The sequence below is a fragment of the Citrobacter sp. RHBSTW-00029 genome, from assembly GCF_014104295.1.
In the GTDB taxonomy this organism is placed as follows: Bacteria; Pseudomonadota; Gammaproteobacteria; order Enterobacterales; family Enterobacteriaceae; genus Citrobacter; species Citrobacter youngae.
Genome location: NZ_JABXRT010000001.1, coordinates 2,480,459 through 2,494,841 on the forward strand (window position 1 = coordinate 2,480,459; position 14,383 = coordinate 2,494,841).

The window sequence follows — 14,383 nt, forward strand, 5'->3', positions numbered from 1 at the left end:
TTTCAGGCTGCGGTAATCAGCCAGCAGTTGTGGATCTGACGGTTACGGGCAAAGTCCTGGGAAAGCGTTTTTTGGGTAATTTCTTGTGCTTTCAATCCCAGTTCAGCCAGACCGTCGAGGTCCATACGGAATCCACGTTTGTTGTTGGAGAACATAATCGTGCCGTCTTTACGCAGCAGGCGTTTCAGATCTTTCATCAGCGCCAGATGATCGCGCTGCACGTCAAACGAGTCTTCCATACGTTTTGAGTTAGAGAACGTCGGCGGATCGATGAAAATCAGATCAAACTGTTCATTGGCTTCGCGCAGCCAGCCCAGGCAATCGGCCTGAATTAAACGGTGCGCGCGACCGCTCAGGCCGTTCAGACGCAGGTTACGTTCCGCCCATTCCAGGTAGGTACGCGACATATCAACCGTCGTGGTGCTACGCGCACCGCCCAATCCCGCATGTACGCTGGCGCTGCCGGTGTAGGAGAACAGGTTAAGGAAATCCTTACCCTTGCTCATCTGACCGAGCATGCGGCGCGCAATACGGTGATCGAGGAACAAACCGGTATCAAGATAGTCTGTCAGGTTGACCCACAGGCGCGCGTTGTACTCGCTTACCTCAATGAATTCACCCTTCTCATTCATCTTCTGATACTGATTCTTCCCTTTCTGCCGTTCACGGGTTTTCAGCACCAGTTTATTTGGCGCAATTTCCAGTACCGACAGCGTTGCGGCGATAATGTCGAACAGGCGTTGACGTGCTTTTTGCGCATCAACCGTCTTCGGCGGCGCATATTCCTGAACCACGACCCACTCACCATAGCGGTCCACTGCAACGTTGTATTCCGGCAGGTCAGCGTCATACAGGCGATAGCATTCAATGCCTTCCTGGCGCGCCCATTTTTCCAGCTTCTTGATGTTCTTGCGCAGGCGGTTAGCATAATCTTCCGCCACCGTGGCAGGTTTGCTGTCTGCGGTGGTCTCTGCAACGTGATAGTTCTTCTGTACGCAGTCCAGCGGGCCGTTTTTTGCTTTGAACTGCTTATCTGCGCGTAATTGCAGGCTGCTGAGCAGATCCGGCGAGGCGCTGAACAGCGATAAATTCCAGCCGCCAAACTGGTTTTTCATCGTCCGACCCAGCAGGCTGTGCAGGGCTATCAGCGCCGGTTCGCTATCCAGACGTTCGCCGTATGGCGGGTTGCTGATAACCGTACCATACGGTCCTTTCGGCAGCGGATTGCTCAGTTTGGCGACATCTTTAACCTCAAACGTCATCAGATCGGCAATACCGGCGCGGCGGGCGTTACTGCGCGCTTTTTCAATCACCCGAGCATCGCTGTCGGAGCCGTAGAAATGCGAGGAGTAATCAGCCAGCCCTTTACGCGCACGAACCTGCGCTTCGGCTTTGACTTCTTGCCAGACGACTTCATCGTGCTGCGCCCAACCACTGAAGCCCCAGTACCCGCGGTGCAGGCCCGGCGCGCGATCGGTTGCCCACATTGCTGCTTCAATCAGCAACGTACCGGAACCACACATCGGATCGAGCAGCGGCGTACCCGGCTGCCAGCCAGAACGCATAACGATAGCCGCAGCCAGCGTCTCTTTGATCGGCGCCTGACCAGCGCGATCGCGATAACCACGCTGATGCAAACCGTCACCGCTAAGATCGAGTGCAATACTGGCGGTATCTTTATTCAGCCAAACGTTAATGCGCAGATCGGGTGATTCACGATCTACGTTCGGACGCGGCAGGTTTTTACGGGTAAAGGCATCGACAATCGCATCCTTTACTTTCAGTGCACCATACTGGCTATTACGAATCGTCTCGTTCAGCCCGCTAAAATGCACGGCAAAGGTGGCACCAGGATTAAATATCTCTGTCCAGTCGATTGCCTGAACGCCGAGGTACAGATCAAGATCGCTGTAGACCTTGCACTCTCCCATCGGCAGGATAATGCGCGAGGCCAGGCGGCTCCACATCAGGCTCTGGTAAACAAGCCGCGTGTCGCCCTTAAAATGGACCCCACCCTGAACGACCTGGCACTCCAGCGCGCCGAGGTTTTCCAGTTCAGTTTTTAACAGCTCTTCCAGCCCACGGGCCGTACTGGCAAACAGAGAATTCATAATGTCACTTTTACTCCGAGAAAATTGCTGCGCATTATAGCTAATATGGGCTGTATGTCATAAAGTTGAAGGCTTATTTTCGTTCAAGGGGCTGTACAGTGGTAACGTTGACCCGACTTTTTATTCATCCGGTTAAATCTATGCGTGGAATTGGACTCACGCACGCCCTGGCAGACGTCAGCGGTCTCGCCTTTGACCGTATATTTATGATTACCGAACCTGACGGAACGTTTATTACCGCCCGACAGTTCCCGCAAATGGTCCGCTTTACCCCTTCCCCTTTTCACGATGGACTGCATCTTACGGCACCAGACGGTAGCAGCGCGCTGGTGCGATTCGCCGACTTCGCCACCCAGGATGCGCCGACAGAAGTGTGGGGAAACCATTTTACCGCGCGTATCGCGCCAGCCGCTATCAACCAATGGCTGAGCGGCTTTTTCTCCCGTGACGTGCAGTTGCGCTGGGTTGGCCCACAATTGACGCGCCGGGTGAAGCGCCACGATGATGTTCCTTTATCCTTCGCCGACGGTTATCCCTACCTGCTGACCAACGAAGCGTCGCTGCGCGATCTGCAGCAACGCTGCCCGGCAAGCGTCAAAATGGAACAGTTTCGCCCTAATCTGGTGATTTCAGGTGCTGGCGCCTGGGAAGAAGATACCTGGAAAGTGATTCGCATTGGCGACGTCATTTTTGATGTGGCAAAACCCTGTAGCCGCTGCATATTCACCACCGTCAGCCCAGAGAAAGGCCAGAAACATCCGTCTGGCGAGCCGCTCGCCACGCTGCAAACTTTCCGCACGGCGGCGGATAACGGCGATGTTGATTTCGGCCAGAATCTCATCGCCCGTAACAGCGGCGTGATTCGCGTTGGCGATGAAGTCGAAATTTTAGCAACCGGCCCCGCCAGAGCATACGGCGCAGCGGAATCTGATGATACCGTCGCCGAGCAGCAGCCCGATGCCACGGTACTGATTGACTGGCAGGGGCAGACCTTTCGTGGCAATAATCAGCAGGTATTGCTTGAACAGCTGGAAAACCAGGGAATTCGGGTTCCCTATTCATGCCGGGCAGGAATTTGCGGATGCTGTCGAATTCGACTGGTAGAAGGCGAAGTTAGCCCGCTGAAAAAATCAGCGATTGGTGATGACGGAACGATTCTGTGCTGCAGTTGTGTACCCAAAACGGCAATCAGACTGGAAAGTTAGACCGCCTGCTCAAGGCTGAAACTGTCGACAATTGCCTGCGGTTTCAGTCTGTCATTCATGATTTTAATCGCATCGCCAAGTTGCATGGTGCGACCGGCAATGACCACTCCCGGCTGCGCAAGCAAACACAGTGCGGCATTTTCACCCGGCTCTACCACTAACAGATTTACCTGTTCTTCAGTATCGCTCAAATAAACACAGGCAGCGTCGCCGACCACTGGCGACCAGTTCTCGCCGTGCGCGACAAAGTGCCAGCTTTTTGGCATTTGCGGTTTAAGATACCGAATAGCCACCAGCGCATTTAGCACCAGTTCCGCTTTTTGTTCTTTAGCTAAATCCAGGTAACGGCATTTTTCTTCGAAGGAGAAATAAAGCGCAGCGTCATCGACACAAAAACCAGACGGAGAAAAAGCATCAGGAGTGAGCATTTTACGCGCAAAACGCGAGCGGAATAACATGCCATTGGCTAAATCGAGCATCATTCGATCGTGCTCTTCATCATAATACCAGCGCCAGTTATCGTCGGGTTTAATTCGCATCAGTTTCTCTCCTTTCCTTAATCATCGCCATTACGACAGTATCCTTTTGCCGCTTCGTTTATTGCCCTAATAATAAAAGCTCAGAATGTTTAAATAAGCAACAGTAAAGGAATATAAAACAACCAGGGCTAGAAATAAAGCCCTGGTTGTCGGATTAAGGCATAGATCAGATATTGCTGACGATTTCTTTAATCAACGGCGGACCTTTAAAAATAAATCCCGAATAAATCTGTACGAGGGTTGCGCCGGCCGCCATTTTTTCCCGCGCGGCAATCACCGAGTCGATACCACCAACTCCGATAATCGGCAGTTGACCTTTTAATTCCTGAGACAACTGGCGAATAATTTCTGTACTTTTTAATTGCAATGGTCGCCCGCTAAGACCACCCATTTGATCGCAATTTTTCATTCCCTGAACGAGAGAACGATCGAGCGTGGTGTTAGTCGCAATTACGCCATCAATATTATGCCGAACTAAACTGTCAGCAACCTGGATCAGTTCTTCCACAGAAAGATCCGGCGCGATCTTTACCGCCACCGGCACATATTTATGGTGGATCGCTTGCAGATCGTTTTGCTTATTTTTAATTGCAGCCAGGAGGTCGTCCAGCGCCTCGCCGTATTGCAGCGTACGTAATCCCGGCGTATTCGGTGAAGAGATATTAATCGCGATATAACCGGCATAAGCATAGACTTTTTCCATACAAATCAGATAGTCATCTTTGCCATTCTCTACCGGGGTATCTTTATTCTTGCCAATATTAATTCCCAGAATACCGTCAAAATGCGATTTTTTAACGTTCTCGACCAGGTTATCAACCCCGTGGTTATTAAACCCCATACGGTTGATCAAACCTTCTGCATCAACCAGACGGAACAGACGCGGTTTATCGTTACCCGGTTGAGGACGCGGCGTTACGGTACCAATCTCAATGGAACCGAATCCCATCGCGCCGAGCGCATCAATACACTCCCCGTCTTTATCCAGTCCGGCAGCAAGCCCGAGCGGATTTTTAAACGTCAGCCCCATACAGGTAACCGGTTTTGCAGGTACCTTCTGGCGCACAAGCGCTTCAAGCGGCGTGCCGGTAATGCGACGTAATTGCTGGAATGTCAATTCATGAGCGCGCTCTGGATCGAGCTGAAAAAGGGCTTTACGAACGAAGGGGTAGTACATGAACTCTCCTGGATTCCCGGTGTGCAAACCGGGGGCGTATTATGTGCGATCGGGAGCAAAAAGGGAATTGACCTGCGGCAATAAAAAGCAAACGTTTTCTTTCGGCTCCTCGTTTTATGCAATTTTCAACTTTTCTATCCCGCATAAATTATTTCGATAAACAGAGCCTCTCTGCCAGACTGCATAAATTGTTATTAATGTTAAATAAAAGCAAACAATTAGTTATAAGCGGAGATTGAAATTATGCGCGTCATCACTCTGGCGGGGAGCCCTCGCTTTCCTTCTCGCTCCAGTGCGTTACTGGAATATGCCCGAGAAAAACTGCACGGTCAGGATATCGAAATCTTTCACTGGAACCTGCACAATTTTGCCCCGGAAGACCTGATCTATGCTCGTTTCGACAGTCCGGCGCTGAACACATTTATCGAACAATTGCAGGATGCAGACGGGCTGATTGTCGCCACGCCGGTCTACAAGGCAGCTTACTCTGGCGCACTGAAAACGCTGCTCGATCTGCTCCCCGAGCGAGCGCTGGAAGGAAAAGTGGTGTTGCCGCTGGCGACCGGCGGCAGCGTGGCGCATTTACTGGCCGTCGATTACGCGCTGAAACCGGTACTGAGTGCGTTAAAAGCCCAGGAGATCCTGCACGGCGTATTTGCCGATGATTCGCAGGTCATCGATTATCAGCATAAACCGCAGTTTACGCCCAACCTGCAGCAGCGCCTGGATAGTGCGCTCGAGACTTTCTGGCTGGCATTGCATCGTCGTGATATCCAACTCCCTCAACTGAATACCCTGCGGGGTACTGCCCATGCTTAATCTGCTCAAGCGCCACAGGTCGTGGCTGGCACTAACCGGGCTGCTTTCTTTGTCGACGCTGGTTCACGCCGCAGATGCAGCGCCAGACACTCTGCGCATTGGCTATCAGAAAGGGAGCGTCAGCATGGTGCTGGCAAAAAGCCATCAACTGCTGGAAAAACGCTACCCGCAGACAAAAATCTCATGGATTGAGTTTCCCGCCGGGCCGCAAATGCTGGAGGCGCTAAATATCGGCAGTATCGATCTCGGCAGTACGGGTGACATTCCACCAATTTTCGCCCAGGCTGCCGGAGCCGATCTGGTTTACGTGGGCGTTGAGCCACCCAAACCGAAAGCCGAAGTGATTCTGGTGCCGAAAAATAGCCCGATCCAGAACGTCGCGCAGCTTAAAGGACATAAAGTCGCTTTCCAGAAAGGGTCCAGCGCCCACAATTTACTGCTCCGTGCACTGCAACAGGCCGGGCTGAAATTTACCGATATTCAACCGACTTATCTGACGCCCGCCGATGCGCGAGCGGCCTTCCAGCAAGGAAACGTTGATGCGTGGGCTATCTGGGATCCCTACTATTCCGCCGCGTTATTGCAAGGTGATGTACGCGTGCTGAAAGACGGCTCAGACCTTAAGCAGACCGGTTCGTTTTATCTCGCAGCACGTCCTTATGCCGAGAAAAATGGCGCTTTTGTTCTTGGCGTACTGAATACCTTTAGCCAGGCCGATGCGTTAACCCTCAGCCAGCGCCAGCAAAGCATTGCCCTGCTGGCTAAAACCATGGGCCTGCCTGAGCCAGTGATTGCCTCCTATCTGGATCACCGCCCGCCAACCACCATTACGCCCGTCAGCGACTCTGTTGCCGCACTGCAACAACAAACCGCGGATCTGTTTTATGACAACCGTTTGGTGCCGAAAAAAATCGATATTCGCCAGCGTATCTGGCAACCCACTCAGCAGGCAGGAGAAAAATGATGAGTCTGAACATGTTCTGGTTTTTACCCACCCACGGTGACGGTCATTATCTTGGAACGGAAGAAGGTTCGCGCCCGGTCGATCACGGATATCTGCAACAAATTGCGCAAACGGCCGATCGTCTGGGATTTACCGGTGTGTTGATCCCAACCGGGCGCTCCTGCGAAGATGCCTGGCTGGTCGCCGCCTCGATGATCCCGGTCACCCAGCGATTAAAATTTCTGGTCGCGCTGCGTCCAGGTGTAACCTCGCCGACGGTTGCCGCGCGCCAGGCAGCAACGCTCGACAGACTTTCTAACGGTCGGGCGTTATTTAACCTGGTGACCGGCAGCGATCCGCAGGAATTGGCTGGTGACGGCGTGTTCCTCGATCACACCGAGCGCTATGAAGCCTCTGGCGAATTTACTCAGGTCTGGCGACGCTTACTGCAAGGTGAAACCGTGGATTTCAACGGCAAACATATTCATGTTCGCGGGGCAAAACTGTTCTTCCCGCCGATCCAGCAGCCGCATCCTCCACTCTATTTCGGCGGCTCGTCTGACGTCGCACAAGATCTGGCTGCCGGGCAGGTTGATCTCTATCTGACCTGGGGTGAACCGCCTGAACAGGTGAAGCAGAAGATTGAACAAGTACGAGCCAAAGCGGCGGCGCTCGGCCGCAAGATCCGCTTTGGTATTCGTCTGCATGTGATCGTACGGGAGACAACGCAAGAGGCGTGGCAGGCCGCAGGTCGTCTGATAGCCCATCTGGATGACGACACCATCGCCAAAGCCCAGGCCGCCTTCTCAAAAACGGATTCGGTCGGTCAGCAGCGAATGGCTGCACTGCACAACGGTAAACGCGACAAACTGGAAATTAGCCCGAACCTGTGGGCAGGGGTAGGATTGGTGCGCGGTGGCGCAGGGACCGCACTGGTCGGAGATGGTCCTACGGTCGCAGCGCGTATTAACGAGTATGCCGCGCTGGGAATAGACAGCTTTGTGCTGTCCGGGTATCCGCATCTGGAAGAGGCGTACAAGGTTGGTGAACTGCTGTTCCCGCATCTGGATGTCGCGATACCCGAAATTCCGCAACCACAGCGCCTGCAACAGCAAGGCGAAGCGGTTGCGAACGAATTCATCCCGCGCAAAGTCGCTCAAAGCTAAGGAGCGGCTAATGGCAACGCCGAAAAACAGATGGTTATTGCGCCTCGCACCCTGGTTTTTACCGGTAGGTCTGGTGGCGCTCTGGCAGCTCGCATCATCAGTGGGCTGGCTCTCCACCCGCATCCTGCCCTCACCGGAGGGCGTGGTCGAAGCCTTCTGGACGCTTTCCGCCAGCGGCGAACTTTGGCAGCATCTGGCGATCAGCGCCTGGCGGGCGCTGATCGGATTCTCCATCGGCGGATCGATTGGCCTGACGTTGGGACTGATCAGCGGCCTTTCGCGTTGGGGAGAACGCCTGCTGGATACGTCGGTGCAGATGCTGCGTAACGTCCCGCATCTGGCGCTGATCCCACTGGTCATTTTGTGGTTCGGTATTGATGAGTCCGCCAGGATCTTTCTCGTCGCGCTGGGCACGCTGTTCCCGATTTACATCAACACCTGGCATGGCATCCGTAATATTGACCGCGGGCTGGTTGAGATGGCGCGCAGCTATGGGTTGTCTGGTTTTTCACTGTTTATTCATGTGATCCTCCCCGGCGCCCTGCCCTCGATTATGGTTGGAGTGCGTTTTGCTCTCGGACTGATGTGGCTGACGCTCATTGTGGCGGAAACCATTTCAGCCAATGCCGGTATTGGCTACCTGGCGATGAACGCTCGCGAGTTTCTACAAACCGATGTGGTCGTGGTGGCCATTATTCTCTACGCCCTGCTGGGTAAACTTGCCGATGTCAGTGCCCAACTGCTGGAGCGAATCTGGCTACGCTGGAACCCGGCTTACCATGTGAAGGAGGCTACTGTATGAACACCGCTCGCCTGAACCAGGGCACTCCGCTTGTGCTGAGCGCAGTGACGAAACAATACGCCGCCAATACGGTGCTCAATCAGTTAGATTTGCATATACAGGCCGGGCAATTCGTTGCCGTGGTTGGCCGCAGCGGTGGTGGTAAAAGCACGTTGCTGCGTCTGCTGGCAGGGTTGGAGTCGCCCACCTCAGGCGCATTACTTGCCGGAACCACCCCACTGGCGGAAATTCAGGATGATACGCGTATGATGTTTCAGGATGCGCGTCTGCTGCCCTGGAAGACGGTTATCGATAACGTCGGTCTGGGTCTGAAAGGTCACTGGCGCAATGCGGCCCGAGATGCGCTGGCCGCCGTTGGACTGGAGAATCGTGCTCAGGAGTGGCCCGCAGCGCTTTCTGGCGGACAAAAACAGCGCGTGGCCCTTGCCCGGGCATTAATTCATCGCCCTGGTCTGCTGCTGCTGGATGAACCCCTCGGCGCACTGGATGCCTTAACCCGCCTTGAAATGCAGGAGCTGATCGTCTCTTTATGGCAAGAGCACGGCTTTACCGTACTTCTGGTCACCCATGATGTCAGCGAAGCGGTGGCAATGGCCGATCGCGTCTTGCTGATTGAGGATGGAAAAATCGGGCTGGATTTAACGGTGGATATTGCACGACCGCGTCGGATTGGTTCGGTGCGTCTGGCAGAACTGGAAGCCGAGGTGTTGAACCGGGTGATGCAACGCGGCGAAAATGAAGTTCAGCTACGAAGGCATGGTTAAAAATGCCGGATGGCGCTACCGCTTATCCGGCCTACACGTGAATGGTAGGCCGGACCCATCCGGCGACATTATCAGGCTAATGCTTTAGTTATCTTCTCGAACAGATCGCCTGACAGATTCTCCAGACCTTTCAACTGTTCCAGCGCCGCACGCATCTTCGCCTGACGTTTGGCATCATAGCGTTTTAAACGAATCAGCGGCTCAATCAAACGAGATGCCACCTGTGGATTTCGGCTGTTCAGTTCGGTCAACATGTCGACCAGGAACTGATAGCCGCTACCATCTTCCGCATGGAATGCCGCCGGGTTGCTGCCCGCAAAGGCACCGATCAGCGAACGGATGCGGTTCGGGTTACTCATACTGAAGGAGCGATGCTTCAACAGGCCGCGTACCGTCTCCAACACGTTATCTGCCGGGCTGGTAGATTGCAGGATAAACCATTTATCCATCACCAGACCGTCGTGATGCCATTTGTCGTCGTATTCCTGCATCAGCGCGTCACGACACGGCAACTGTGCTGCGACCGCCGCAGACAGCGCCGCCAGCGCATCAGTCATGTTATTCGCTTCACGGTACTGCTTGCTTACCAGCGTGTCAGCCAGATGGGCTTCGCCAAATGCCAGGAAGCGCAGGCAGGCGTTGCGCAGCGTACGTTTGCCGATATCAGCATGCTCAACGCGATACTCATCGAGATGATTGGCGTTATAAATCGCCAGGAATTCATCTGCCAGTTCAGCAGCCAGCGTGCGGGTTAACGCTTCACGAACCTCGGCGATCGCAACTGGATCGATAATCTCAAATAGCTCAGCAATCTCGTTGACGGAAGGCAGCGTCAGGATCTCTGCCGCCAGTGCCGGATCGATTTTCTCATCGAGCAGAATCGCCCGGAATGCGTCAGCAACGTGTACCGGCAGTGACAGCGGCAGTCCCTGCTGATGTCGGGCAACATTCAGTTTAATATAGGTCGCCAACAGGCTCTGAGCCGCATCCCAACGGGAGAAATCATTGCGAGCATGACGCATCAGGAAGGTCAGTTGCTGGTCGCTCCATTTATATTCCAGTTTCACCGGCGCTGAAAACTCACACAGCAGTGCCGGAACCGGCTGGAAGTAGACGTTATCGAAAACAAACGTCTGCTCTGCCTGGGTCACGTTGAGTACGGAATTCACCGGGTGCCCGCCTTTTTGTAGCGGGATCACTTTCCCTTCGTTGTCATACAACTCAAGGGCAAAAGGAATATGCAAGGGCTGCTTTTCAGCCTGATCCGGCGTGGCTGGCGTACGCTGGCTGATAGTCAGTGTGTACTGTTCCGTTGCTGGATTGTAGTCATCTCGCACGGTCAGAATCGGCGTACCGGACTGGCTGTACCAGCGGCGGAAATGGGAGAGATCGACGTTCGACGCATCTTCCATCGCCTGCACGAAATCATCACAGGTCGCAGCGCTACCATCGTGACGCTCAAAGTACAGCTGCATCCCTTTCTGGAAGTTAGCCTCACCCAGCAGGGTGTGGATCATACGAATCACTTCCGCACCCTTCTCATATACGGTCAGGGTATAGAAGTTGTTCATTTCGATGACCATATCCGGACGGATAGGATGCGCCATCGGGCTGGCGTCCTCAGCAAACTGCAGGCCGCGCATGGTACGCACATTGCTGATACGGTTTACCGCACGTGAGCCAAGATCGGAACTGAATTCCTGATCGCGGAACACGGTTAACCCCTCTTTCAGGCTAAGCTGGAACCAGTCGCGGCAGGTGACACGGTTACCGGTCCAGTTGTGGAAATATTCGTGACCGATGACGCGCTCAATATCGAGGTAATCTTTGTCGGTGGCGGTATCGGTACGCGCCAGCACGTATTTGGAGTTAAAGATGTTCAGACCTTTATTCTCCATCGCGCCCATGTTGAAGAAATCCACAGCGACAATCATATAGATGTCGAGGTCATACTCTAGACCAAAGCGCTCTTCATCCCATTTCATGGAGTTTTTCAGCGAGGTCATCGCCCATGGCGCACGGTCAAGGTTACCGCGATCGACGTACAGTTCCAGTGCCACTTCACGCCCTGAGCGGGTAGTAAAAGTGTCGCGCAGGACGTCAAAATCACCGGCCACCAGCGCAAATAAATAGCACGGTTTCGGGAATGGATCCTGCCACTGTACCCAGTGACGACCATTTTCCAGTTCACCCTGCGCCACGCGGTTACCGTTGGAGAGCAGGAACGGATATTGCGTTTTATCGGCGATAATTTTGGTAGTAAAGCGCGCCAGCACGTCCGGGCGATCAAGATACCAGGTAATATGGCGGAAACCTTCTGCTTCGCACTGGGTGCACAGCGCTTCGCCAGACTTGTACAGTCCTTCCAGCGCGGTATTGGCCGCTGGGCTAATTTCGTTCACGATACGCAGCGTAAAACGTTCCGGCAGTTGATTGATAACCAGAGCGCCCTCTTCTTCTTTATACTCTGTCCACAGCTCGTCGTTTACGTGGATCGACACCAGGGTCAGATCTTCGCCATTCAGGCGCAGGGGCGCATCGGGTGCGCCATGACGGACAGCCTGGCTCACTGCGGTGACCACGGTTTTTTCAGCATCCAGGTCAAAGGTCAAGTCAATATCAGTAATCTGGTAATCCGGCGCACGGTAGTCGTGGCGGTATTTGGCTTGTGGCTGTTGTGTCATAAAAAAACCTTTAGCATCTTTGGTAGAATCTCGGCTTCAGTCTATTCCTGTTGCGTAAATCACGCTACGCAGAATGTTCATCTTTTCAGGCACAAACGCCCTTTTTGCTACATTTTTATAATATGTACTCATAGTTTTTAAAATCGATAAAGATCGTCCAGGAGCGCATAAAACAAGGGATGAGCGAGATCGATGAAAGTCAGAGTTAATGAACTTTAACGAACTTCACAGACCACTTTTGCCCCATCCATGCCCCATGGCTGAATTTAGCTAACACCAGGAACCATCCATGTTCCAGAACAAATCAGCTATATAATTCCGTCGAGCATGCCCCATAAACGTCATTGCTCTAGCTTCTCAGATATTCATTGAGTGCCTATACTTTCAGTCTTAAGACTGGAGGTATCTATGTGTGGACGTTTTTCACAGTCAATGACGCGTGAAGACTACCTCGCCTTTCTCGCTGATGAATCAGAACGCGACATTCCATACGATCCAGAACCCATCGGAAGATTCAACGTAGCGCCAGGAACAAAAGTTCTGCTTCTTAGCGAACGTGATGAGCAGTTGCATCTTGATCCAGTCATCTAGGGATATGCCCCCGGTTGGTGGGATAAACCGCCGCTCATTAACGCACGGTCTGAAACTGCGGCCACCAGCAGAATGTTTAAGCCACTCTGGCAGCATGGTCGCGCAATTTGCTTTGCTGATGGATGGTTTGAGTGGAAAAAGGAAGGCGACAAGAAACAACCCTACTTTATTCACCGGGCCGATGGTCAGCCGATATTCATGGCGGCGATCGGCAGCACACCATTTGAACGTGGAGATGAAGCAGAAGGATTTCTGATAGTGACGGCTGCTGCCGACAAAGGACTGGTAGATATTCACGACAGGCGGCCACTGGTACTATCACCAGATGCTGCTCGCGAATGGATGAGACAGGACGTTGGAGGGAAAGAAGCGGAGGAGATTGTAGCTGACGGTTCCGTGCCCGCTGATAAATTTATATGGCACGCCGTGACGCGTGCCGTCGGGAATGTTAAGAATCAAGGACCAGAGTTAATAGAAACTATGCGTTAATGTATGATGCGGCAGGGAAAAACGTCTGCTTTGAGCAAGAAGCGGAAGTTAGGGATCCATGTTTACATCGATGTGTTCTGAATCATATGGAACAGATCACCTGATGTTCTTGTTTTTCGGTTAGTGTGATTTATTTCTCTAAATATTCAATACGATAGCTGTATGCAAATCTATAAATAGCAATTGGTTTAATTTATGTTGTATTTCAGTTTGTAGAATAGAGACTAACCAAATACATAAGGATTGTTCTTTACATGAAAACATTAGTAATTGCCACCACCATTTTAATTGGTACTTTTCTAAGCGGTTGCTCTGTGCAAAATGATAAAACACAGTTTCAAGGCCTGGGTCTGACATATCAGTCCGATGTCAAAAAACTGGATAATGGGAACTACCTCACTGAGGTAGAAGCTGCTCCTGCTGCAGGTCGTATACGAGGCGCTATTGGCACTGCAACAAAAAAGGCTTCTGATTTCTGTAGGGTACAAAATAAATCTATGAAAGAAGTCAGAACTGATATTGATACACACTTACTTGTTAATGGCGTTGCTCGCCTGACGTTTAAATGCGTTTAAATATTCCTACGGTTTATGATTTTTCATAAAACTAAGGTGGCTGTTGTGAAATATGTTCTCTCTGCGCATATTCTTACGGCCACTAGGTGATAATATAGTTATCCCCTAAAAACGTCCCTTTCCCTGTTGGAGATATTCCGATATTCACCTATTTATACCAATACCTCCATTCTTCATTAAGGGCTAAGGAGCGGTTTGCTTGAGCTAGTAGTAACGTCCGTTCCTGGCACATAGCTGCCATTGAAATGGTTGCGCACCGTCATGGGGTGTCGGGGGTCGGAGGTTCAAATCCTCTCGTGCCGACCAAAAATCCTCTAAGAACCAGCCTGTTACGGCTGGTTTTTTTATGCCTGTTTTCTGTACGGGGAAACTCCGGGGAATTATTGGGGTGAAACTATCGACAGATCACCAGCCAACTACGATCTATCGGATTGTAATATCCTCTTGAGTAGCAAGCACGATAATTGCCAGGAACCTTTTCCCTATACAGTTGTCTGACAATAGAATTCATCTGACAT

At 52.3% G+C, this 14,383-nt stretch carries 11 protein-coding genes, 1 tRNA gene and 1 pseudogene; 9 read left to right on the forward strand and 4 right to left on the reverse strand.

Annotated elements, in window-relative coordinates; translation table 11 throughout:
• Positions 1–2: 2 nt before the first annotated feature.
• Positions 3–2,111 (reverse strand): bifunctional 23S rRNA (guanine(2069)-N(7))-methyltransferase RlmK/23S rRNA (guanine(2445)-N(2))-methyltransferase RlmL, encoded by a 2,109-nt coding sequence (gene rlmKL, locus HV041_RS12270; RefSeq protein ID WP_005123528.1) that lies wholly within the window; start codon positions 2,109–2,111, stop codon positions 3–5.
• 98 nt (positions 2,112–2,209) lie between these two features.
• Here rlmKL and HV041_RS12275 point away from each other — a divergent pair, with 98 nt between their 5' ends.
• Positions 2,210–3,316 (forward strand): YcbX family protein, encoded by a 1,107-nt coding sequence (locus tag HV041_RS12275; protein WP_121584425.1) that lies wholly within the window; start codon positions 2,210–2,212, stop codon positions 3,314–3,316.
• Here HV041_RS12275 and zapC read toward each other — a convergent pair.
• Together zapC and pyrD are read right to left on the reverse strand one after the other, a co-directional pair.
• Positions 3,313–3,855, reverse strand: coding sequence for a cell division protein ZapC (gene zapC, locus HV041_RS12280; protein WP_005123531.1), 543 nt, complete (start codon positions 3,853–3,855; stop codon positions 3,313–3,315). The genes HV041_RS12275 and zapC overlap by 4 nt on opposite strands.
• 166 nt (positions 3,856–4,021) lie before the next feature.
• Entirely contained in the window at positions 4,022–5,032 is a 1,011-nt protein-coding gene (gene pyrD, locus HV041_RS12285; RefSeq protein WP_005123532.1) for a quinone-dependent dihydroorotate dehydrogenase, read from the reverse strand.
• A gap of 243 nt (positions 5,033–5,275) precedes the next feature.
• Here pyrD and ssuE point away from each other — a divergent pair, with 243 nt between their 5' ends.
• Genes ssuE through ssuB form a run of 5 tightly spaced genes read left to right on the forward strand, consistent with a single transcriptional unit; the run spans position 5,276 to position 9,526 of the window.
• The gene (gene ssuE / locus HV041_RS12290) at positions 5,276–5,851 is read left to right on the forward strand and encodes an NADPH-dependent FMN reductase (protein WP_121584424.1); all 576 of its coding nucleotides are present in this window, start codon (positions 5,276–5,278) and stop codon (positions 5,849–5,851) included.
• Entirely contained in the window at positions 5,844–6,815 is a 972-nt protein-coding gene (locus tag HV041_RS12295) for a sulfonate ABC transporter substrate-binding protein (RefSeq protein WP_005123534.1), read from the forward strand. The genes ssuE and HV041_RS12295 overlap by 8 nt, the downstream gene beginning before the upstream one ends.
• The gene (gene ssuD / locus HV041_RS12300; RefSeq protein WP_005123535.1) at positions 6,815–7,960 is read left to right on the forward strand and encodes an FMNH2-dependent alkanesulfonate monooxygenase; all 1,146 of its coding nucleotides are present in this window, start codon (positions 6,815–6,817) and stop codon (positions 7,958–7,960) included. The genes HV041_RS12295 and ssuD overlap by 1 nt, the downstream gene beginning before the upstream one ends.
• Positions 7,961–7,970: 10 nt before the next feature.
• The gene (gene ssuC, locus HV041_RS12305) at positions 7,971–8,762 is read left to right on the forward strand and encodes an aliphatic sulfonate ABC transporter permease SsuC (RefSeq protein ID WP_121584423.1); all 792 of its coding nucleotides are present in this window, start codon (positions 7,971–7,973) and stop codon (positions 8,760–8,762) included.
• Positions 8,759–9,526, forward strand: coding sequence for an aliphatic sulfonates ABC transporter ATP-binding protein (ssuB, locus tag HV041_RS12310; RefSeq protein ID WP_040231817.1), 768 nt, complete (start codon positions 8,759–8,761; stop codon positions 9,524–9,526). Before ssuC ends, ssuB begins: the two co-directional genes overlap by 4 nt.
• A 71-nt stretch (positions 9,527–9,597) precedes the next feature.
• On the opposite strand, the gene pepN is transcribed toward ssuB, so the two are convergent.
• Entirely contained in the window at positions 9,598–12,210 is a 2,613-nt protein-coding gene (gene pepN / locus HV041_RS12315; RefSeq protein WP_121584422.1) for an aminopeptidase N, read from the reverse strand.
• A gap of 408 nt (positions 12,211–12,618) precedes the next feature.
• On the opposite strand from pepN, the pseudogene HV041_RS12320 reads away from it, so the two are divergent.
• The 3 genes and pseudogenes from HV041_RS12320 (at position 12,619) to HV041_RS12330 (ending at position 14,171) form a co-directional block, all read left to right on the forward strand.
• Positions 12,619–13,290 (forward strand): annotated as a pseudogene (locus HV041_RS12320) (SOS response-associated peptidase).
• Positions 13,291–13,544: 254 nt separating this feature from the next.
• Positions 13,545–13,865: a hypothetical protein gene (locus HV041_RS12325; protein WP_004197483.1), complete on the forward strand. Its 321-nt coding sequence runs from the start codon at positions 13,545–13,547 to the stop codon at positions 13,863–13,865.
• Positions 13,866–14,089: 224 nt separating this feature from the next.
• A tRNA-Pro gene (locus HV041_RS12330) sits at positions 14,090–14,171 on the forward strand.
• The last annotated feature ends 212 nt before the right edge of the window (positions 14,172–14,383 follow it).

Coding starts and splice junctions, on each gene's coding strand:
- rlmKL (WP_005123528.1), bottom strand. CDS start 2,111: ATGAATTCTCTGTTTGCCAGTACGGCCCGTGGGCTGGAAGAGCTGTTA.
- zapC (WP_005123531.1), bottom strand. CDS start 3,855: ATGCGAATTAAACCCGACGATAACTGGCGCTGGTATTATGATGAAGAG.
- pyrD (WP_005123532.1), bottom strand. CDS start 5,032: ATGTACTACCCCTTCGTTCGTAAAGCCCTTTTTCAGCTCGATCCAGAG.
- ssuE (WP_121584424.1), top strand. CDS start 5,276: ATGCGCGTCATCACTCTGGCGGGGAGCCCTCGCTTTCCTTCTCGCTCC.
- HV041_RS12295 (WP_005123534.1), top strand. CDS start 5,844: ATGCTTAATCTGCTCAAGCGCCACAGGTCGTGGCTGGCACTAACCGGG.
- ssuD (WP_005123535.1), top strand. CDS start 6,815: ATGAGTCTGAACATGTTCTGGTTTTTACCCACCCACGGTGACGGTCAT.
- ssuC (WP_121584423.1), top strand. CDS start 7,971: ATGGCAACGCCGAAAAACAGATGGTTATTGCGCCTCGCACCCTGGTTT.
- ssuB (WP_040231817.1), top strand. CDS start 8,759: ATGAACACCGCTCGCCTGAACCAGGGCACTCCGCTTGTGCTGAGCGCA.
- pepN (WP_121584422.1), bottom strand. CDS start 12,210: ATGACACAACAGCCACAAGCCAAATACCGCCACGACTACCGTGCGCCG.
- HV041_RS12325 (WP_004197483.1), top strand. CDS start 13,545: ATGAAAACATTAGTAATTGCCACCACCATTTTAATTGGTACTTTTCTA.